General features: G+C 45.0%; 20 protein-coding genes and 1 pseudogene. 14 read left to right on the top strand and 7 right to left on the bottom strand.

The window, feature by feature from the left end:
• Positions 1-90: 90 nt before the first annotated feature.
• Positions 91-1,050, bottom strand: coding sequence for an RNA polymerase sigma factor, RpoD/SigA family (locus RIG66_RS02790; protein ID WP_446374981.1), 960 nt, complete (start codon positions 1,048-1,050; stop codon positions 91-93).
• 504 nt (positions 1,051-1,554) lie between these two features.
• Here RIG66_RS02790 and RIG66_RS02785 point away from each other — a divergent pair.
• From RIG66_RS02785 to RIG66_RS02770, 4 genes are all read left to right on the top strand, one after another.
• The gene (locus tag RIG66_RS02785) at positions 1,555-2,193 is read left to right on the top strand and encodes a histidine phosphatase family protein (RefSeq protein WP_446374979.1); all 639 of its coding nucleotides are present in this window, start codon (positions 1,555-1,557) and stop codon (positions 2,191-2,193) included.
• 9 nt (positions 2,194-2,202) lie between these two features.
• Positions 2,203-3,243, top strand: coding sequence for a glucokinase (locus RIG66_RS02780; RefSeq protein WP_446374977.1), 1,041 nt, complete (start codon positions 2,203-2,205; stop codon positions 3,241-3,243).
• 226 nt (positions 3,244-3,469) lie between these two features.
• Positions 3,470-4,024 carry an adenylyl-sulfate kinase gene (cysC, locus tag RIG66_RS02775; RefSeq protein WP_446374975.1) on the top strand — a complete coding sequence of 185 codons (555 nt, stop codon included), beginning with the start codon at positions 3,470-3,472 and terminating at the stop codon, positions 4,022-4,024.
• A gap of 214 nt (positions 4,025-4,238) precedes the next feature.
• Positions 4,239-4,616 carry a DUF423 domain-containing protein gene (locus tag RIG66_RS02770; RefSeq protein ID WP_446375047.1) on the top strand — a complete coding sequence of 126 codons (378 nt, stop codon included), beginning with the start codon at positions 4,239-4,241 and terminating at the stop codon, positions 4,614-4,616.
• A gap of 73 nt (positions 4,617-4,689) precedes the next feature.
• On the opposite strand, the gene RIG66_RS02765 is transcribed toward RIG66_RS02770, so the two are convergent.
• Positions 4,690-5,202 carry a hypothetical protein gene (locus RIG66_RS02765; protein WP_446374973.1) on the bottom strand — a complete coding sequence of 171 codons (513 nt, stop codon included), beginning with the start codon at positions 5,200-5,202 and terminating at the stop codon, positions 4,690-4,692.
• Positions 5,203-5,870: 668 nt separating this feature from the next.
• Here RIG66_RS02765 and RIG66_RS02760 point away from each other — a divergent pair.
• Positions 5,871-7,751 (top strand): glycoside hydrolase family 10 protein, encoded by a 1,881-nt coding sequence (locus RIG66_RS02760; RefSeq protein ID WP_446374971.1) that lies wholly within the window; start codon positions 5,871-5,873, stop codon positions 7,749-7,751.
• Positions 7,752-7,872: 121 nt separating this feature from the next.
• Here RIG66_RS02760 and RIG66_RS02755 read toward each other — a convergent pair whose 3' ends face one another.
• Complete coding sequence (locus RIG66_RS02755) at positions 7,873-8,316, bottom strand: hypothetical protein (RefSeq protein WP_446374969.1); 444 nt, start codon at positions 8,314-8,316, stop codon at positions 7,873-7,875.
• A 757-nt stretch (positions 8,317-9,073) separates the two neighbouring features.
• Here RIG66_RS02755 and RIG66_RS02750 point away from each other — a divergent pair.
• Entirely contained in the window at positions 9,074-9,715 is a 642-nt protein-coding gene (locus RIG66_RS02750; RefSeq protein ID WP_446374967.1) for a DUF938 domain-containing protein, read from the top strand.
• Here RIG66_RS02750 and RIG66_RS02745 read toward each other — a convergent pair.
• The gene (locus tag RIG66_RS02745) at positions 9,706-10,434 is read right to left on the bottom strand and encodes a hypothetical protein (protein WP_446374965.1); all 729 of its coding nucleotides are present in this window, start codon (positions 10,432-10,434) and stop codon (positions 9,706-9,708) included. The two genes, RIG66_RS02750 and RIG66_RS02745, sit on opposite strands and share 10 nt — an antisense overlap.
• Positions 10,435-11,223: 789 nt before the next feature.
• Here RIG66_RS02745 and RIG66_RS02740 point away from each other — a divergent pair.
• The 3 genes and pseudogenes from RIG66_RS02740 to RIG66_RS02730 all read left to right on the top strand — a co-directional run.
• Positions 11,224-11,331 (top strand): annotated as a pseudogene (locus tag RIG66_RS02740) (hypothetical protein); the annotation flags it as partial.
• A gap of 71 nt (positions 11,332-11,402) precedes the next feature.
• A complete protein-coding gene (locus RIG66_RS02735) occupies positions 11,403-11,606 on the top strand; it encodes a hypothetical protein (protein WP_006101891.1) in 204 nt (67 codons plus the stop codon).
• Between the two features lie 147 nt (positions 11,607-11,753).
• Positions 11,754-11,951, top strand: coding sequence for a hypothetical protein (locus RIG66_RS02730; protein ID WP_446374963.1), 198 nt, complete (start codon positions 11,754-11,756; stop codon positions 11,949-11,951).
• 291 nt (positions 11,952-12,242) lie between these two features.
• On the opposite strand, the gene RIG66_RS02725 is transcribed toward RIG66_RS02730, so the two are convergent.
• Positions 12,243-12,926, bottom strand: coding sequence for an SAM-dependent methyltransferase (locus tag RIG66_RS02725; protein WP_446374961.1), 684 nt, complete (start codon positions 12,924-12,926; stop codon positions 12,243-12,245).
• A gap of 229 nt (positions 12,927-13,155) precedes the next feature.
• Between RIG66_RS02725 and lepB the strand changes: the two genes are divergently transcribed.
• From lepB to RIG66_RS02710, 3 genes are all read left to right on the top strand, one after another.
• The gene (gene lepB / locus RIG66_RS02720; RefSeq protein ID WP_446374959.1) at positions 13,156-14,199 is read left to right on the top strand and encodes a signal peptidase I; all 1,044 of its coding nucleotides are present in this window, start codon (positions 13,156-13,158) and stop codon (positions 14,197-14,199) included.
• A 179-nt stretch (positions 14,200-14,378) separates the two neighbouring features.
• Positions 14,379-16,697 carry a GAF domain-containing protein gene (locus tag RIG66_RS02715; RefSeq protein WP_446374957.1) on the top strand — a complete coding sequence of 773 codons (2,319 nt, stop codon included), beginning with the start codon at positions 14,379-14,381 and terminating at the stop codon, positions 16,695-16,697.
• Between the two features lie 195 nt (positions 16,698-16,892).
• Positions 16,893-17,894: an aldo/keto reductase gene (locus RIG66_RS02710; protein ID WP_446374955.1), complete on the top strand. Its 1,002-nt coding sequence runs from the start codon at positions 16,893-16,895 to the stop codon at positions 17,892-17,894.
• On the opposite strand, the gene RIG66_RS02705 is transcribed toward RIG66_RS02710, so the two are convergent.
• Positions 17,878-18,213, bottom strand: a complete 336-nt coding sequence (locus RIG66_RS02705) for a hypothetical protein (protein WP_446374953.1) — start codon at positions 18,211-18,213, stop codon at positions 17,878-17,880. The two genes, RIG66_RS02710 and RIG66_RS02705, sit on opposite strands and share 17 nt — an antisense overlap.
• A gap of 676 nt (positions 18,214-18,889) precedes the next feature.
• Here RIG66_RS02705 and RIG66_RS02700 point away from each other — a divergent pair.
• On the top strand, positions 18,890-19,585 hold the full coding sequence (locus tag RIG66_RS02700; protein ID WP_446374952.1) for a sigma-70 family RNA polymerase sigma factor: 696 nt from the start codon (positions 18,890-18,892) through the stop codon (positions 19,583-19,585).
• A gap of 222 nt (positions 19,586-19,807) precedes the next feature.
• Positions 19,808-20,584 (top strand): hypothetical protein, encoded by a 777-nt coding sequence (locus RIG66_RS02695; protein ID WP_446374950.1) that lies wholly within the window; start codon positions 19,808-19,810, stop codon positions 20,582-20,584.
• Positions 20,585-20,857: 273 nt separating this feature from the next.
• On the opposite strand, the gene RIG66_RS02690 is transcribed toward RIG66_RS02695, so the two are convergent.
• Positions 20,858-21,142: a DUF427 domain-containing protein gene (locus RIG66_RS02690; protein ID WP_446374948.1), complete on the bottom strand. Its 285-nt coding sequence runs from the start codon at positions 21,140-21,142 to the stop codon at positions 20,858-20,860.
• Between the last annotated feature and the right edge of the window lie 80 nt (positions 21,143-21,222).

Here is a 21,222-nt window from a genome sequence, read left to right as displayed (position 1 = left end):
CTAACTTAACAAGGGATAAATGATAATCACGTAGGTGGAACCGAACCCATAATATCAGGTTGTCTCACATGACCAATGACATAAGACAAACTAACTGACCGCAATATATTCACGCATATCGGCTTGGCGCTTGCGAAGCTTAGACAGCGCTTCCCGTTCAATTTGGCGGACTCGTTCCCGGCTGATTTTGAGTTGATCGCCAATCTTGGCAAGTGTCATGGGTTGACCATCGACTAGACCAAAGCGTAGCATTAGCACTTCACGTTGCTGCTCGGTTAAATCCGCCATTAACTTCTCCAGATCGACTTGCATAGCTGAATAGGTAGCAAAATCTTCTGGCGAGGGTCCGCTATCTTCGAGCAGTTCTCCTAATTCCGTATCTTGATTATCGCCGACTCGTAGATCTAACGACAGAGGTTGACGGGCTTTTTCCAAGTAGTCCCGCACTTGTTTTGGTGTTAGGTCCAATTCTGTCGCCAATTCCGATATGGTGGCGGCACGCCCTAGCGTCTGGGAGAGTTGGCGCTGGGCTTTTTTGATTTTGTTCAGCTTTTCGGTGATGTGGATCGGTAAGCGAATCGTTCGTCCTTTCTCCGCGATCGCACGGGTAATCGCTTGGCGAATCCACCAGTAGGCGTAGGTAGAGAAACGATACCCTTTGGTCGGGTCAAATTTTTCTACGCCCCGTTGCATCCCAATCGTACCTTCCTGAATTAAGTCCAGCAAGTCTACATTACGCTTGATATATTTCTTGGCGACGGAAACCACCAGACGTAAATTGGCTTCCACCATTTTGCGCTTAGCCGTTTGACCCGCCCTGATGCACGATTGTAACTCGGCTTCCGATAGGGACGAGGCTTTCGCCCACTCACACAGCGTTGGTTCGTAACCCAATTGTTCAAACAGCGACTCTTTGGTTTGCTCTAAGGCATTTAAACGCTGGACTTGTTTTCCGTATAATATCTCTTGCTCGTGGGTCAACAGGGGTACACGACCAATTTCTTGGAGGTAAGTGCGGACAAGGTCTGTAGAGGTCTGAGCAGTTTTCATAGCGATCGCTATATCTATATTATGAGTGGAGTTCAAGCAACTAAGCTCCTTTTCAGGAGGGTTCACCTCAGGCTGGGGTGAACGCTTCTCTATGAGAGAAATGTTAAGTTTTATTTCAATAGGGGGAAATAGATTGATTAGAAGACTCGAAATGTGTATGACTGGGTGAGTTAAAGCCCCCATCCCTAACCCAGATTTAGAATTGGCTATCTATTCGATTTATTTTTGCCTCTGCTTATTGCATACGTTATATCTGACACTAGCTAACACTTCGTTAAATATTGTAACATATCTTAATCAAAAGCCGTCCATCTAGAGCTGGGGGAGCGGGGGGAGCGGAGGGAGCAGGGGGAGCTGGGGGAGATGAGTAAGTTAACTCAAAACTCTACCTTACCTGTTAACTGTTCCCTGTTACACACCGAGCGTGTTACCGAGCGAAGTCGAGGTAAGCCGAGGTGTTCCCTGACAAATGACAAATGACGAATGACAAATGACAAATGACAAATGACTCAAACCCTCTGGATTGCCCGACATGGAAATCGCCTCGACTTTGTTAACCCTGACTGGTTTAACACAGCAGAACGTCCTTATGATCCCCCGTTATCGGACGATGGCGTTGGTCAAGCGCGGGAGTTAGGTCAACGATTACGCGGGGAGACGATTAAGCATATTTTCGCCTCACCGTTTTTGCGAACGGTACAAACCGCCAACCAAATTGCTCAGATTCTGGACTTACCCATTAAGATGGAGGCGGGTTTGAGTGAATGGCTGAATCCGGAATGGATGAGAACAGAGCCAGAACGACTGTCTGTTGAGGAATTACAACAGCGTTTTCCCTGTATTGATTCGGGGTATACCTCCCGCGTCATCCCTCAGTATCCAGAAACAAATGAGAAAGTGCTAGAACGCACCGCTCAAACAGCTCGCCTGCTGACCACAGAATTCGGAGACGATATCTTATTAGTGGGTCATGGTGCTTCAGTCGTCGGTGCGACCTGGGGATTAATTCCGGGTCAACCCGAAGTGAACGCCGCTTTATGCTGTTTAGTCAAACTCGTGCGTCATGAGGAAAAATGGGTGATGGAACTCAATGGGGATACTTCCCACCTGAGTCAAACTGAAGACGTGATTCGATTTCATTAAAGTATAAGAATGACATTAATACTGGCAGGAGATATCGGCGGGACTAAAACAATTTTGCGACTGGTGGAGGATTCAGACTCGGAATCGTTATCGGTTCTCCATGAAGCCCGTTATTCTAGCCGGGATTTCCCAGATTTAGTACCGATCGTCCAAACGTTTCTATCAGAAGCCGGACAGAAGCTTCAGCGGAAACTGACCATTGAAAAAGCCTGTTTTGCGATCGCAGGTCCTGTGGTCAACGATACCTCTAACTTGACCAATTTAGCGTGGGTGTTGGATGCCAGACGGTTAGAGGAAGAACTCGCGATCGCTAAAATCACTCTGCTCAATGATTTTGCGGCGGTTGGCTACGGGATTCTCGGTTTAGAGGCGGATGATTTATGTACGCTGCAACAGGTTAATCCTCAATCGGATGCGCCAATTGCCGTCATTGGTGCGGGTACAGGGTTAGGACAAGGATTTCTGATTCAGAACCAGGACAGGTATCAGGTTTTCGCGTCCGAAGGCGGACATGCGGATTTTGCTCCCCGCACTGAACTGGAGTTCCAACTTTTACAATATTTACGCGAGAAGTACGATATTCAGCGCATTTCCGCTGAACGAGTCGTTTCCGGTCAAGGAATTGTCGCCATTTACCAGTTTTTGCGCGATCGCGAACTTGCCCACGAATCCCCAGATATCGCCCAAGTCGTCAGAACCTGGGAACGGGAAATGGGACGCAGTGAGAAAAGCGTTGATCCGGCGGCGGAGATTTCTAAAGCAGCACTGCAAAAGAGTGACTATCTCAGTGAACAGACCTTAAAAATGTTTGTGGAAGCTTATGGTGCTGAAGCCGGGAATCTAGCACTCAAACTCTTACCCTACGGTGGGCTATATATTGCTGGCGGGATTGCGGCTAAGATTTTGCCCTTGATGCAGGATGGTAGTTTCTTGCGAACCTTTACGGAAAAAGGTCGGGTCAGTCCTCTGCTAGAAAAGGTTCCGGTTCATATTGTGATGAATCCCCAGGTTGGGCTAATTGGTGCAGCAATATGCGCCTCGCGATTGTAAGTTGCTCAAAACGTTTTCGGTTGGGGAGCATGTCACCTTTGTCGGTTGGGTTCTTGAAACAATAGAGTTAAACTATTGTCAACTCCTTGACTCAGGTTAAAATCTAAGTCTGATCATCAAACAAGCTGTTATTCCAGAAAACAGACGTTTGACGATTAGTGTTTCACCTGAGAAAACAGGATAAATTGTACTTACAGTAGGCTTTAGGATAGCGACAGAAATAATCATGAATCAGCGCGGTGTAACGATATGGTTCACGGGTCTAAGTGGTGCAGGTAAAACCACGATTACCCAAGCACTAGCCAAAACCTTGCAAGAGAAGGAGTGTAAGCTAGAAGTCTTAGACGGCGACATTGTTCGTCAGAATCTCACTAAAGGCTTGGGCTTTAGCAAAGAAGACCGCGACGAGAACATCCGTCGCATCGGTTTTGTGTCTCACCTACTGACCCGCAATGGTGTAATCGTTTTGGTATCGGCTATCTCGCCCTACCGGGCAATTCGAGATGAGGTACGCCAAAAAGTTGGTGATTTTCTAGAAGTTTACGTGAATGCTCCCCTGGCAACTTGTGAAGGACGAGATGTCAAGGGATTATATAAACGCGCCCGTGCTGGAGAAATTCTTGGGTTTACCGGAATTGATGATCCTTACGAACCGCCACTCAACCCCGAAGTGGAATGCCGCACTGATCAGGAGGAGTTATCTGAGAGTGTAGCCAAAGTTTTGCAAAAGCTGGAAGAATTGGGTTATTTACCCAAGCAACTTGCGGTAGAAGGCGCTTAAAGACTCGTTTAAGAAGGCAGGCGGCTACTTGTTTAGGGTATCTGCTTTTATTTAGTCTCTGGTTAATGGGTGAATTATTTCCGCCACGCTGCACGATTAGCGTCCCTTTGTCACCCTAGCCGTCAAAAGCAGTAGAGACGTTCCGGCGGAACGTCTCTAAAAAGTGCGGCACATCTCTAAGAAATTAATAAAAATCCTATCTATGAAATTAATGATAACTCGGATTTTTTTAGGTGTTGCTGCCCTGTTCGGGGGTTTATCGGTTGCTGCCGGAGCTTTTGCTTCTCATGGGTTGAGAGAAAAACTGAGTGAACGGGCGTTGGAAATTTTTGAAACGGGCAGTCGGTATCAAATTTATCATTCCCTAGCGTTGCTCATCGTGGCATTGCTGCTTTCTCGCGCTGAAACTCCCTCATCTCCCCTCATCGCTGCTGGAATTGCTTTTATTGTAGGAATCGCTATTTTTTCGGGCAGTCTATACGCCCTAAGTTTAAGCGGTATTAAATGGCTGGGTGCGATTACTCCACTGGGGGGAGTCGCCTTGATCCTGGGATGGGGATGTTTAGCGATCGCAGCGTGGAATTTTAAATAATGAACCAGATTTTCAGAATAATCTTGATAGTTATTAAGCCATCTATGGCTTTATCACATTCTGTGCTTATTTGTTATCTTCCATGAACGCAAGCCATCTTGTAAGTTTGCTGAAAAGCCCTATGGTGACAACAACATTCCAACCGCAGGGGATTCGCTGCCCAACTTTTAAAATCAGGGGCTAGTCGAATCATCTTTTGCAAGATTGTATCATCGATCCACAAAACAAGTGGAAAAGGAAACTGTTTGCGAAACTCTTCACGCACTAGATTAGTCGCACTCAAGACTTGATCAACAGCAACCACCGAATCAAGACCAAAGACAACGACAGCCGGAGGTGGTGGTTCATCCACGGCTGCGCGTATTGCCGTAAACAGAGTATCCACGGAGGGAGGCAGCATCACACCCTGAATAGGAAGTGCAGAGAATTCTTGTAACTGGTTTAATACGGATAGGGGTTGGGGTGAAAACTTGCAGCACACCAAAATCAGGGCAAAATGACCTTGGGACATAATGATTGCTCTGGCAAGCTTTCTCAGGGATTGTCCGTTATTGGCGTTGAAAGCTTGTGCTTCTATATTAGTCATAGGAAGATGCTGACAGTTTTTCCTAATTTGAATGCTTGGATTCTATCTAAGTTTTCCCTAGTAATTATTTGTATTTTTAAATAAAAAATTAATCCAACTTCCTAATTTCTAATAAATCTTAGGGGATGAGTGCGTATAAACCGATAGAGGACAACAAGGTGTCGGTCTCCCAATTCGTTCCATTGTAATAAAATTTAACATTTCCATCCAGTTCAGATTTTCTGAGCTAGGGCGGACGTCTCTAGTGCAGCATGGCTCTAAATAGCTGACCAGCTAATCTCCCCAGTTCTCCCGCACCTAGAACCCTCCTGCTCCCTCTTGTCCCCCGTCTTGTCATTCTGAACTTTCCACTCATTTAACGCCAAGTTTTGTTAACCTAGCCGATGGAGATGGGTTCAGCCGTTTAAGGTTCTTTATCCCAAAACCTGCTGGGGCAATCATGAGGAAATGGGGGAGATCGGCTAAGATTCCTGACCTAAAGACAATATTACTCATAAAATACACCTTAAATGTGAAATTTTTGGGTAAGTCTTGGGAGTACTCCAGTCTTGATCCGACAGCCAATGGCGATAAGTTGCTTTGGCAACCTTTGCCTAACTCAGCCAGTCATTCCTGATCAGGAAGGTGTGTAGCCCGTCAATAGTGATATTTCTAGATTTGCTCTTTTTATGAAACAGTTGGTCAAAACCTTATTTACAGCCTTTGCCAATGGGCTAGTTGCTTTTAGCCGTGCTTGTGGGCATCAGGCTTGGTTAATGTTTCTGTTTATGTTTGGTTTTTGCTTAGCCTTATGGCTGCCAACCCTAGCTCACGCTCAAACGCGGCTGAGTGATATCCAAGGAAATTGGGCGCAATCGTGCATTGAACAGTTAGCACAGCAGCAGATTATTCGTGGTTATCCAGATAATCGTTTTCAACCCAATGCCCCTGTAACTAGGGCTGAATTTGCCGCTATGCTGGGTCAAGCCTTTCCGGATGCGCCAGAGATACGCACGGGCGGAAAGTTTGCCGATGTGCCAACTCGACACTGGGCGAGTCAAGCGATTCGCCAAGCCTATCAAACTGGATTTTTAGCGGGTTATCCGGGCGGACTATTCCAACCCAATCAACCGATCCCCCGTGTGCAAGCCTTAGTCTCTTTAGCCAGTGGGTTGAAGTATGTTCCCCAGCAACCTGCCGTTGAAACCTTGACATCAGCATTTGAAGATGCTAATGCGATTCCCAATTATTCCCAAGGCGCGATCGCAGCCGCTGTAGAAAACCAGCTTGTAGTTAATTATCCCAGCGTGCAAACCTTCAAGCCGAACCAAAACGCTAGTCGGGCTGAAATTGCCGCTTTTTTGTGCCAAGCGACTCAAACCGCTGAGTTGATCCCCTCCCAGTACATTGCCAAAGTCAATACTCAAGTTCCCAATTCGGCTCAAGCTGAGTTACGCGGGGTGTGGCTGACGAATATTGATAGCCAAGTCTTATTTTCGACTCAAGGCATTACCAACGCCATTCAACGCCTAGATCAACTCAACTTCAACACCGTCTATCCTACCGTTTGGAATTGGGGCTATACCCTCTACCCTAGTCAAGTGGCTGAACAGGAAATTGGGCGGGCGGTAAGGCTAGTGACTCCTTTGGATGAATCCCTTGATCCCAATCAGGGAACCCAAGGACGAGATATGCTCAAGGAAATCATCCAACAAGCCCATCAAAAGGATATGAGGGTGATTCCCTGGTTTGAATTTGGATTTATGGCACCGGCTGACTCGGAGTTAGCCAAACGTCACCCCGATTGGCTGACGCAAAATCGCCAAGGTGGGAAGATTAAACAAGAAGGAAGTCACGATCGCGTTTGGCTCAATCCCTTTCACCCGGAAGTGCAACAGTTTATCCAGGATTTAGTCGTTGAGTTAGTCAACAACTATGACATTGATGGGATTCAATTCGACGATCATTTCGGCTTGCCCTTTGAGTTTGGTTATGATCCCTTGACAATTAAGCTCTATCAACAAGAACATCAAGGTCAATCTCCTCCCCGTGATCCCAAAGATCCAGAGTGGGTGCGCTGGCGGGCGAACCAGATTACCGACTACTTAACCCAACTTTTCCGAGCGATTAAAGCGCAAAAGTCGGATGTGATTATCTCCCTGTCTCCCAATCCTCAAGATTTTTCCTATGAATTCTATCTCGCCGATTGGTATACCTGGGAACGTCGGGGTTTAGTCGAAGAATTGATTGTCCAGATTTATCGCAATGACTTTGATCGGTTTATTGCAGAACTCGAACAGCCGGAAGTGCAGGCGGCGCGGCGTCATATCCCTGTGGGGATCGGGATTTTAGCCGGATTAAAAAATAAGCCAATTTCGTTATCACAAATTCAAAAGCAAGTCGAAGCTGTGCGTCAGCGAGGATTTGCTGGGGTATCATTCTTTTTCTACGAAACCCTGTGGGACAACGCTCCAGAACCCTCACCTCAACGTCAGGCGGCGTTTCAGGCACTCTTCCCTCTACCTGCGCGATCGCCGGAAATTTCAGCGGATTGGGAAGTCTCTGATTAGAAAGGGCTTTAAGTCGGTGGGGACAATTAAAGTTAACGGTGGGGATCGTCATTCGTCATTCGTCATTCGTCATTCGTCCTTCGTCCTTTGTATACGCTGACGATCCCAAAATCGTGCTAACCTACTTACTAGAATCAACGTTACTGCTTTCTAATTTAACCACGGAACCAGAAGCATCCGTGCGATAGATCCAGCGGTGTTGCCCCTTGGCAACAGCCACTTGCCATCCAGATACAGGTATCTGCTGACAAGAGGCTTCTGCCTCAGCCAATTCTAGACAATTATCAGACCAGGTATGGGGTTGCACCTCAACCAGGTCGAGTTTCGAGGAAGGCACTCGTGTATGCTCAGAGGCATGTTGCAAAACAATATGACCAATTGCCGTAGATAGCTGAGGATTCGCCTGAGGAGACTGATTCGTCATCCCTTTATTCTTGGGTGATAGATGACCCGCACTAAAGGACAAAATCAGAGTAAAGGCAATGGCTTGAAGAATTAGACGGGGTTGGATGGCGTTGTTTTGAAAGGTTGATGTTTCCGAGTTAGTGGGTTTAATCGTTTTCATCACAAATCTTACATAAGGGGGCTTGAGTTCGGATAGCGTACCAATCGGTAGATCACAGCACCCCAATACCGAGTTAGTCCGGAATCTAGCCGCTTATTCCGGTTGCAGCATTTTAAAATCGATTGCTATAAAATTTTTAACGGGAACAAAGAAATATGTTGTTTGATTGGACGCTACCCAATGGCAACATCTACAGAATCAAGTCAACCATTGTTCTCTTGGCTTAACTCAATCCTTATAGTTTGTCAGTCTAGTCACTCGGCTTGACATAGAATTGGCGTTCCTACAACTTTAAACAGGGTAAGCTGCTAGAGTATAAGGGGTCACAGAAGAGCAGGTATAGTGTTTTGAGCAAGGGGTTCTATGGTTGAGCAAGTGATGAACAAGCTCTTTTTCGCTAGGCTTGGAGTTTATCCCTCAAGCTGGCGTTGTACCGTTCGTATCGGTTAGCGTTTGGTAGATGACTCTTGCTGCGTTTACCCTTAGCTATTCTTAGTCATATATTATTTTAACTGATAAAACAATAAATTTCTAGCCGCCAAAGACCCAGATGCTTATAAACTAACTGTTATCAAGACTACATTCGCGATGACCGCCCAGCCAATTTCTCCGGCAACCTTTGGCTGATCACAGCAAACCTCACCTACAATGATCCCTTTTCAGCCTTACTCATGCGTACTCCTCCCCTGCTCATGAAAGAAATGAGGAACGGGGCAAGTAATAGAAATTAGGTAAGTCTAATCAATAAGCAGAAATTATGAGTACAACGGACGATGCACGGCAATATGCACCTGCGACTCAACGCAACCGCGAACCGATTCTTGAGATTCTACGTCGCGTACTGCCTGCAAAAGGTACAGTTTTAGAAGTTGCTAGTGGCACAGGGGAACATGCTGTTTTCTTTGCCCCACGTCTAAAGCCACGTCAATGGTTACCTTCTGATGCCAATCCTCTAATGCGTGCCAGTATTGCAGACTGGTCTGCTTACAAACCTGCTGATAATCTTTACCCACCCTTAGATATTGATGTGCAGACACCGAGTTGGTCTGTAGAGAAGGAGTCACCTGTTGATTGGGAAACCTCACCGTTGAAGGCGATAGTCAGCATTAATTTGATTCACATCGCCCCCTGGTCAGCGTGCTTGGGACTGATAGCCGGGGCAAGTCGTCTGCTTCCTCCAGGGGGCGTTCTCTATTTATATGGCCCATTCAAGCGCAATGGACAGCATACTGCTGCCAGTAATGCTGCCTTTGATGCCTCGTTGCAAGCGTCCAATCCAGACTGGGGTGTGCGTGACCTTGAGGATGTTGTGGCAATCGCCCAAGATCAGCATCTAGTCTTGGATCACATCTACCCGATGCCTGCGAACAATCTTTCAGTCGTCTTTCATCATACTTGAGTGGTTTGTGTTGCTTTCTCCAAAAGATTGGTACGAATACATCCGCTATACCAAGTCCAGTTTGGTTGAGAGTCTAAGGGATTGTATTGCGCCCAAATCTTGCCGCTATGGGTTTGATAAAAGTCTACAATTTCTGCTGTCGCCTCACCTCCCCAAGGCGCTTTTACTGTAATCGAGTCGCCTTTGTGAAACAGTTCGCCAGCTTCATTTGTTGCTTCTGTCACTGGAGGGGGTGGCGGTTTCTTTTCAACGGATTTGGCAGGGATAGGTTTGGGTTTAATGGCTAGATAGGGTTTCTTTTCTGCCGTTGGAGGATTGGCGGGAGTAGAACTCTGGGTTGACGCTTCAGGTTTCTTTTCTGCCGTTGGAGGATTGGCTAGAGTAGAACTCTGAGTTGACGCTTCGGGTTTCCTTTCTGCCGTTGGAGGATTGGCTAGAGTAGAACTCTGGGTTGACGCTTCGGGTTTCTTTTCTGCCGTTGGAGGATTGGCTAGAGTAGAACTCTGAGTTGACTCGGCTTTTTCTTCTGTTGCTGGAGGATTGGCGGGAGTAGAACTCTGGGTTGACTCCTCAGTTTGAGGAGGATTAACCTCAGTGCTGTCCTGGGTTGGTTCCTCAACTGTTTTCGTGGATTCAGATGTCTCTGACGTTTCAGGAACATTCGACGTCAAAGATTCGATATTGGTTTTTTTGCGGCTGGATTTTTTTTTGCGAGCCATAGCAGTCTGGTAGTTGTCAGCTTATTAGAACCTGAATTTTTCTGTAGGGGGTGGGGGTATTACCCCTCATCCCATCCTAGATAAGTTGGGTTAGTGTATATATCTGGGGTGCATCTACATTTACCCCATAATACTCAGAGCTTCAGGAAATTCCATATATTGATCCTCTCGCTTTCCCATATAGGAAGTCGTGGAAAGCAGAGTTCGAGTTATTCCCAGGATTTAAGGATATATCATCGCTGGCGCAGCCTTGCGTGAATGTTCTACTACCGGAACAGAGCAGGAGATTTAGCGATCGCCAATAGATTTGACCTTGGCGTTAGTATAGCATCGCTGTCAGTCCTCGTCTCAGGACGGCGTAATAGCGATATTCGGTATGTCAGTAGCTTCGCTTCACGCGAACGGGCTAAAAGTTAAAATTCGTTTAAATGAGTTTTAGCTTTTAATACAGTAAGCTTTAGCTTACTTTAGCTTTCGGGAGTATCCAAAACATTGGGGTATTGAAATACAAACGTAGTCTCCGGCAAAAAATGAAACGGACTGCTATGGATAACGATTATATGATTTATCAGTCAGTCCCTGCTTCACACTATCGAGTACCAGTTTAGAGTAACTTTTGACTGTACTCTTCATCGTTCGCTTTAATTTATTGGTTCTGTTTTGAATATCATCAATAAAAGCGAAAGTCGTCGGTCACTATGCGATCGCGCCCTCATCCACCCTTAATTGACTGGCTGAAAAAGACCCAATGCCGTTTCCGAAAGAGTTTTTCAGTGCGACAATTGCGGGTTTGAGTGTGACAGAGATTTGAACGCATCGCTCAACTTGCAGCAAACCGTAGGGACACAGCAGTGCCATACTCGTACAGGTGAGGGAGAGCCTGTGGGCTATATGTAACGGATTGTTCCATTCTATGCAAAAATAAGTCCCGTAGTTCTGTCGTTGTCTCAATCTAAAGGAATTCAATTGTGAATCAATCCCCCAATGAAGGCACAAAAACCTTTTTGTATATTATTGGCATTGCCCTGGGTGTGGGTCTGTTACTCGCAGCATTTGTTTTGTTACTCACGGGACTCGGTGTAATTCAGCAAATTCCATCGGCTGTCGTCTGGGCGATCGTTCTCTTTTCCATTGGTATCGGTATCCTCACCGGTCTCACGATCCGACGGTAAATTAAGCAGGTTGGTGGAAATAAAACGAACTCTCTTACGTTCTGTCACTATTCCTGAAACCTTCACCAATGACATAAGGCGTAGCTTGCTTCTCAAGGGCAGCGATTTCCCCGCCGTTACCTTTAATTTTGTTCAACTACTTATATTATGAGTCCACCTCCCCCATCTGATACCCTAATTTATGCTTATCTTTTTTCCATTTCTGTCGCTGTTACGATTGTGGTTTATATTTTTAGAGGTGTAGGCATCCTCAGCTTTATTCCAGGAGGTATTTTGTGGCTATTAATTTTTCTGTCTATTGCCACAGGGATTATTTACGGGGTGCAGAAAACCAAGCGGTACTAATACTCAATCAAGGTTAACGCTCCGGATGCGATCGCACTATTCGTTCGTAGTCAGCGCTTTAGCGCCTCCGGAATCCTGAGTCGGTGGGTTTAGTTACATCTGGGTAAAAAAGAAACGATAAGTAGGTGGGGATCGTCATTCGTCATTCGTCATAAGTAGGTTGGTGAAAATAAACTTAACTAGATTAAGTTATGTAAACAAGTCTCAAACCCTTACTGTTCCCTGTTCCCTGTTCCCTGTTCCCTGTTCCCTAATCTCCACCGCTAACTTTAATTGTGTCCACCTACTTACTCAAAACTTTCTTATCTGCAACATTTGATTTCCGCCTTGTTGAAATTCATAAGCCACCTGCTTAATTTCCACATTATATCCCTGTGCATTTAACTCCCTGATTACAGGTGATACGTGGGGAGATACATCTCCCGAAATATCTACCAGAGGAAAAATTCTCACCTCATTTGCCACACGACACAATTCCTGAATCGAAAGCAGGTGAAACGCTTGAGAAAATAAGTCAGAATAGCTAAACAGGAAGTGAGAACAAACCGCTAAACTAAATTGATGGGTTGTAAATGGTAAACCAGGCAATTCAGCGTTAATATAGCGTTCTTGTTCAATTCCCATCGATAAATCGTCGATAAATTCTTCCATGGCTGACAGGCGAATTTCTCCCAGTTCTTCCGGTGATCCAATTGTTTGCCACAAATAGTTATCACGATTCGCTTTCACCCCATCAATCACCCTTGGATATACCTCTTGAATGCGTCTTTTGATATCAGTTGCCGAAAACTGATAAATAGGATCACAGGATATAACATTATATCCTTGGCGCGTCATCTCCGCATTAAAGCTAGCCGGTCCCCCCGCACAATCGAGTAGGGTTAATCTAAGTTCATCGGGTTGCAGGTCAAACATTCTGACATATTCGTCTAGCGAACGCCCCCAAGGAATAACGGTTTCGAGTTTAAATCCCATTTTTATTTCTCTGATAAGTAGGAATGACAAAGGATAAAATACTATTTTAACTTCACCGTTTATTTAAACTATAGGCTTTGTTTTATAAGTTTCTATAAAGATAGTTAAATTAACTTGTCACTCTGCCCAGTTACTCGTTATAGTAAAGCCGCTCTCTTAGACTTTTGTTAAATTCAGCATCTTAACATGGGGTATCTACTGGACTATACCTATATCGAAGGCAAAACTGATGTCTCAATTGCAGCCCCCTTCCTCACCGAGTTCAGGAAAAGAACCTTGGCTAGCGGCTAACTTATCCCTATTTTTTCCCGGAATTGGTCAGCTTTATACGGGAAAGATGAGCAGAGGGTATTGTTTAATTATCACTCAAGTCGGGTTATATGCTTTAAGTGGATGGTTAATTTTAAGTCAAATCGGCAATGTTTTTATCGGTGAAATTCTATTACTTGCCACATTCGCATTGAGTATTTGGGGAATATTTGATGCGTATGACTGTGCCAAGAAAGCTAATCCACCAAGTTTTGAGAAAATCAGAACCAGTCGAAAAGATCCATGGCTGGCTGTCTTTCTCTCGCGCCTTGTTCCTGGTGCGGGTCATCTATATATTAACCGCCTGTGGTTGAGTGTTCTATTCTTTACTTTTTTTGTTACCTCGTTGCTGGTTCAACTCGTGCCGATACTCCTCAATTCTCTGGTTTTTTATCATGTTTATATCGCCTCAACCGTTCGTCGTGAACGAAATCAGATGCCAATTTTATGTATGGCGCTTGTCTCTATTCTATTTTCTATCATAATTTCTATGCAGATGTTCTTTATTACGACACATATCGCTGGTAGTCACGTCATTACTACGAACGAGATGAACCCAACGTTACACAGCGGCGATCGCGTTATTGTGGATAAACAAACCTACCATTTTCGATCCCCCCAACGGCAAGATGTTGTCCTATTTTTACCACCGGAAGCTTTGCAAGACAACCATTTTCGAGAAGCCTTTGTTCAGCGAATTATTGGTTTACCTGGAGAACGGGTAGAGATTCAAAAGGGAATAGTTTATATCAATTCTCAGCCTCTGGAAGAGAACTATCGTCAAGGAGGTTCTCAAGATGCCTTTACTCCCATCACCGTTCCCGCCAATTCTTATTTTGTCTTGGGGGATAACCGGAACCACAGCTATGATAGTGAAGATTGGGGGTTTCTTCCCCGACAGAATATTCTGGGAAAGGTGACCAAACGATTTTTCCCTCCCCAACGAATGGGGATCGTTGACTAATCAGGCATAAAAGTGGCTACAGTACAGGTAGTATGGTCGATAGGTCACAGGCATGTCAAGATTGTAGGTAGAGCAGTTGCGCCAAATCGCACTGTTTCAGAAGCATCTTACCCGATAAACCTTGAGAAGCGGCTTAAATGGGCAACTGCCTGGTTAAAGAAAAGGGAGGATCTATACTGATGTCAAATCACCAGGACTTAAGTTTTATATTAACAGAAATGTTAATAGAAGTCGCTCAATGCTTTAAGAAAATTATCCGTGTTGATCGGGTTAATATTTTTTTGTTAGACCGATATGATCCGGAGCAGTGTCTCGTTTTAACGCCGAACTCTTCCCAACCGAAAGAGTTAAGAATTCCAAACACTACTGGGATTGGCGGAATTGCCAATTTGCAGAGTTTTGTAGAAAGCCCTTTTGAATGTCAGTTTTACCGTGAAGAACACGGCATAAAGCTACCGAGATCCTTTGATTATATCGTTTATAATTTATTATCTCTACCTTTATCTAACAAACAAAAAAACATCGTTGCTTTCGTTCAATTAATCAACAAATTAAAACCAGAGGCTAGCCCCGATCACCCTCTAGAGAAGACGATTGACAATCATGGATTTACTCAAGACGATGAAAAGCGATTTTATCAGGCAAGTGCGTGGATTCGCCCAACCGTAGAGCGATGTCAGGCGCTTTATGCAGAAATTAAAAAACAAGAGGTTTTTATTGGCTTTATTAAAGCTATTCATACGATTAGCCAAGGCGGATTAAACTTTGATGCGATCCGTCAGCTTATTATTCAAGAAGCCAATGAATTAATGAATGCCGATCGCAGTCGCTTATGGCTAATCGATCAGGAACGTCAGGAACTGTGGACAAGGGTAGAAACAGAGGCAGGTTCTGCTTACGAGAAGCGTCACGGGATTGGCGTTGGCTTTGTGGGTAAAGTAGCTGAGTCGGGAAAAGCCTTAAATATTCCCTTTGACCTCTATATCCACCCTGGTGTTGATCGGATCAAAAAAAGGGATTGCCATACCGGATATCGTACCTGTAGTTTACTCTATATGCCCATTTTGACACCGGATAACGAAGTCTTGGGGGTACTGGAGTTAATTAATAAAAAGAAACGGGGATATTTTCCCGCTTATGATCCCGATAGTTGGCCCATTCCACCGGATATCTTTAAGGCAAGTTTTAGTCAAGCCGATCAACAACTGATGGGAGCCTTTGCGCTGCAAGTGGGGATTGCATTACAAAATTCTCGCCAATTCGCATCGCTTAAACAACAGGAACAGATTCAACGGCTTATTTTAAAGACGCTAGATAATGGCGTGATTTATACTGATGCAATGGGGCGGATTATTACGGTCAACGAAAAAGCACATCAGCTTCTCAAAAGCGATGAAGGAGATGGGGTGGAAGGGAGTTGGATTGGTGATTTTATTCAGGTTAAAGAGAGTAACTTTGCTCATTTAGTCCAAGGGGCTTTAACGGAACATCAGGACTATCACGCTCCTCATACAGTTATTGCCCGTGATCAGGAACAGCCAATTGATTTATCGATTCGGTCGATCGCCGAGAACAACGGATCTCATCATTTTTATGGACTCGTCGTCGTTCTCAAAGAAATTAATTCCACGAGTTCCAGTCAACTCCCCACCTATCACCAAGTCAGCCAGGAACTCACCCAGGAATTTCTGAGAAAATATGATATCCAGTTATTTAGTCACCCCAATGTGGCGATTTTATGTGCCGATATTCAAGGCTATACTAGCTTGATGGACGACATGGAAGCAGAAACCGTTGTTTCCATGCTCAATCACTATTGTGAACTGATGGTGGAGACTGTATTGAAGTATCAAGGCACTTTAAATCAATATATTGGTGATGCATTAATTGCTGTCTTTGATACCTCCTTAGCCGTAAGCGATCGCGCCTGGTATGCGGTACAAGCAGCGATAGACATGCGCCAACAGTTAGCCGAGTTTAATCGTAATCATTTGACACCCCATCAGCCAATGCCGCGCCTGGGGATTGGTATTCATGCCGGGAGAATCCATCTGAGTCAAAATGGTTCTCAACCCCCATTGTCTGGGGATATTGTCAACTTTACCTCATTACTCGAACAAGTCAGTCGCGATTATGGCTGCGACATTATTATTAGCGAAACGATTTATAAACATTGTCGCGATCGCGTCTGGGTGCGGGAACTGGATCGCCTCCCGGTGAAGAGTAAGCCCCAATCCCTTGCCATATATGAACTTATGGGACTTCGTTCCCAATCTCTTTCGAGTCAGCAAGAACAAATTATTGACCATTATGAAAAAGGGCGTCGCTATTACCTAAACCACCAATTTGCCCTGGCGATTGGTGAATTTTCCCAGGTTTTGGAGATGGATGGCGCTGATAAGGCGGCGAGATTACATATCCAGCGCTGTTTGTATTGGCTAGACTCGCCACCGCCTCCCGATTGGGATGGGGTGTGGACATTAAGTATTGAGTGTTGATTGTTGATTGTTCATTGTTGATTGTTGACTGGCGCGTGAGGGATGTAGGGGCGGGTTTTACTACTATCGTTTCGCACCTCACCCCAGATGTAACTAAACCCGCCCCAACTCAATCTGTTTCCTGTTCCCTCCCCTTAGTTATTGCAAAGTTAAGCAAAGTCAGCACAATGGGAAGAAAGTCTGGAGGTGCAGTATATGTCCGAAAAAACAAACCGACGCACATTTCTCTTAACGGGTATGGCGGTAGCGGGTGGAATTGTAGGAAGTGCGGCGTGGAAAAAACATCAATCCTCAGCTTCTCAACAGCAGTCAGCAGAAACCCTCGCCATGTCAGTCTCTGGAACCACCACAATGCCAGAACGGATGTTAGGAGATACAGGGGTTTCTGTGCCTATTTTAGGCTTAGGAGGGGCAGGGAAGACACCCTTATCCAAACCGAACAAAGAAGCGGAGGCGTTGGCGATTATTCAACGGGCGTTAGAATTAGGGATTCGTTACTTTGATACGGCGGCAAGTTATGGACCGAGTGAAGACTATCTCGGTAAAATCTTACCAAACTACCGACAGCAGGTATTTCTCGCCAGTAAAAGCGCCGCACGCGATCGCGATGGGGCATGGCGGGAGTTAGAGCGATCGCTCAAACGCTTGAATACCGATTATTTGGACTTGTGGCAATTGCACCACGTCTCCTTTCACGAAGAACTCGATACGATTTTTAGTTCAACCGGGGCTGCTAAAGCGATCGAAGAAGCCAAAGCCCAAAACTTGATTAAATACTCTGGGATTACTGGACATCACGAACCCGATGTGATTGCGGCTGGATTGCAGCGTTATCCTTTTGATACTACCCTAGTTTGTATTAATGCGGCGGATAAACATCACCCCCGTCCATTTATTCCCACAGTTTTACCCGTTGCGCGAAAGCAAAAGGTGGGTGTGATTGCCATGAAAGTCCCGGCGTATGGGCGGTTGTTTAAATCCGGTGCTTTAGACGGGATGCACCAGGCGCTGGGATATACTCTCTCTCAATCCGGGGTTCACTGTGCGGTAATTGCGGCAGAAGATGTGCCACAGTTAGAGTCAAATGTGGAGGTAGCCAGCCGTTTTCAGCCGTTGGATGAGATGGAATTGGCGGCGATTGAACAGCGCACGGCGGCGAATTGGCAGACAAATACATTTTTTAGGGCGTGGACTTAATATGACCATCTTCTTCTTGTTGACGTAGCCATTCAGGGTCATTCGCCTTTGTCGTATAGTTCCACATCAGTTCCCTATCTTGCCAAACATCAGCCGGGATCAGGATTTGTCCATTCTCTGCGCGATAAGAAACACTATAAAAATCAAAGACTCGCTTGATATTTTCTCGGTGTTCTGAGTTAACAGCCGAATTGGAAACCACTAACTCATCTTGCGAGCGAATAACTGGGCGATAGGGAACATACTGATTACTCATGCAAGCGACTGTCAAGGTTAATAAAACCAGGGAGATCGACCAATTCAGAATCACGTTTTGCATAATTATATGGCAGTTTCCAAGCTGATGTGCTATATCCAACTGTAGGGGGCAAGGTGTCTATAATACCAGTCAAGTATTCCGAGAAACCGGGTTTCTTGACTGATGTCCTATGCCAGGATAAACGAAACAATCAGTCGAAGTAACGTTTTGTAAACAAAGTCAATGTTCTGCGTAAAATTAACTCTTTTCTGACGAGTAATGAGTAGAATCTGTTTTTGTCAGACAAAATCATGAAAATCAATACGCTAATGCTGGGATTTTGGACGCCACTAATTTTTATTCGCGAAGCCTCACCAGCACAAGCAGGAGAGGAACTCATCCGCTGCCCTTCCCTTACCTAGTGATCTGTAACGAATCCTAAGAGCCAACTATTCCGAAATCCCCGAAAAAAGTTTTGTTGTCAGTTGAGTCGTTGCGATTAGAACCCGGTGCTTGACCAAAAAAAAATTGGAACAACAATCACCCGCCTGGAGTCATAAGTCTTTCTACCTAGTCAGCTGCAGGTTTGATAATTTCTTGATCAATCTTGCCACACCTTTGCTATGATGTAATGCTTTCAGCTCATCTATGACTTCTACACATCTGTGTAGGAGTCTCTTGTACCCGTGAAATTTTCTACACAGTCAACCCATTTGACGAAACAAGGCACATAATATAATCTTTAGCCAGACTGGATATGACTCAGCAATTTAATCACGCTCTTCTTCCTGAAGACCCAATAAAACGCTGTCTCAAGGGAGATTGTCTGGTTTGTGGGCAACTTCTGAGCCACTTGGAACATCAACGAAGAATTGAAAGAATTGCCCGTAAAAATACGAGAGGTACGGCTGTTTCCTGGGAAGATGCTGCCCAAACTGCCCATGCTAAAGTATTTCAATCTGTAATGGCGGGAAAGTTCCGCCAAGGGGATGTCCAAGACTTCTACCACTGGGCTGCAATGGTGGCACGTTTTGCGATTATTGACTTGGTTCGTAAGGAAAAACGACAAAACTGTATCAGTTTAGACCAAACCATTCCAGGCACGGATTTGCCTTTATTGGAAACGATACAGGATGAGTTGGATTTGTTGGATACTGTAGAACGTGCAGATTTAGTTAGCCGCGCCATTGATGCGATTTCAGTGCTGGATAAACGTCATCCTAATCGGGGTTATCAAAAACTCTGGTATGGTAAAGTACAAGGCAAAACTCAAGTCCAACTAGCTGCTGATTTGGGCTTAAAAACTCAAGGTACTGTCTCAAAACGTTGGCGCGAGTTATTAGAATACCTGGCTGAAGAGTTAGGATTGATGCAACCTGCAACTATTCAATCTGAAATCAAAGCGACAAGCAGTCAAAACGTTCAGCGAGTGCGATCAACTCAAGGTTGGTAAGGAGCATCATTTGTCATTTATCATTTGTCATGGGTGAGGGTTTGAGGGAAGTTTAAACAATCATAAGTCGATGAGGTGTATCTATCCGGGCTAGCGATTTGAAGTTTTGGTAAAGTTGATCAATTTTGATACGCCGTTTGGTTAAATTTAGAGTAGGCTAGGTTTCAGGTGATTTGCTTTCTCATCAGAGCAGAGTACGGTATTATCTGGAGCTAGAATCAAATGCGTATAAACTATAGTGAATACAGGTTTCCTAAAGGTTCAACATTCAACCAGCAACCCCCTCAACCTGGAGAAATCTGGGAGGTTAATCGCTCGGTGTATAGTCCTCTAGAGTTTTCTCCACAGGAAGAACAGCATCTATTTCCTGATTCCGCACGAAGGTTTCTCGCGGGAAATTCCCCACCACGCTATGTGATGATTGTGAAGGAACCTGAATCGCCTGTCGCCGCAGAGGAGTGGCAAGTTGTTTCCGTCATGGTTCTTTCCCTGAACACGGATTTTCTGAGTTCTGTTGATTTGCTGATTCCCGCTACTCTGTCTGGCGTTAGACAAGATTTGCTTGCTCAAACTTGGCATGTACTGCCAATGTTAACCTGTAATTTGTCTCATCCCATTGGTAAACGGTTGTCTAGAGAGATTTATGACATATTGCTGAATGTAGGAGATTACTATCATGGTTTAATTGATCAACCATCATCGGCGTCAGAAATTGAGTTATGTGGATTAAAGATAGGAAAGGGACTCCCTGAACAAAAGCCAGAAATTCAGGTGTTTCACCAACAAGAGGAAGCCTGGAGTACTGTTTTAAATGTGCCAGTCGCGGCTTATAACGTCTATCTAAAGACGATGAACATGACAGCGGCGATAGTAGAGGATGCTGTGCAAATTGAGCAAGAGTTAATTGAATCGGGTGCAAAGTTCTGGGTTCAATCTCAGTCGAATTTCCATCGGGAAAACTGGCGAACTTCCGGGGGGGACAGGGCGGTTAAAAAGTAGAAAGAATTTAGGTTTAGCTGTAGCGTTTTACAGATACCTATTATGCTGGTGGGCAATGCCCACCCTACGGTACATCAAGGGTTTCGGCGAGCAAAAAATGCAAATTTTCAGTACCATTCAGCTTAAGTCAGCGACATTCGAGTTAAGGGGAATTGCACTGACTTAAGCTGGGTCGGTAGTAGGCACGAAGCGTGCCAGAAGCGAAGACAGCGCTTACTACAAACCTGAAAAGCCGACAAGATTACTTTGGCAAGTATTCTAAACCCGTACTAGCTATGCTTCAACTTTTACTCCTCTCCAAAAGGCAACATAGCCCTCAAAATTTTTCGCCTTCTCTTTTGCTTGAGGATAGTACCAGGCTGCATCTTTATTCTGTTGCCCATCAACTTCGATGGTGTAGTAATTGGCTTGACCCTTCCAGGGACAGCTTGTATGGGTACTGCTTTCCTTAAAATACTCCTGGTTGATTGAGTCTGGAGGGAAATAATAGTTTCCTTCGACAATTTGACAGTTGTTGCTCTCGGCGAGAACCGTGTCGTTCCAGATAGCTTTAGGCATTGTTACGTTTCTTCATAAACTCTCCAATTCTCATTATGAGGTAAAGGTGCAGGGGAGTGGGGGACTCAGCCAAAAATTTC

The sequence above is a fragment of the Coleofasciculus sp. E2-BRE-01 genome, from assembly GCF_040221695.1.
Classification (GTDB): domain Bacteria; phylum Cyanobacteriota; class Cyanobacteriia; order Cyanobacteriales; family Coleofasciculaceae; genus Coleofasciculus.
This window is presented reverse-complemented; position numbering and strand designations above follow the sequence as displayed.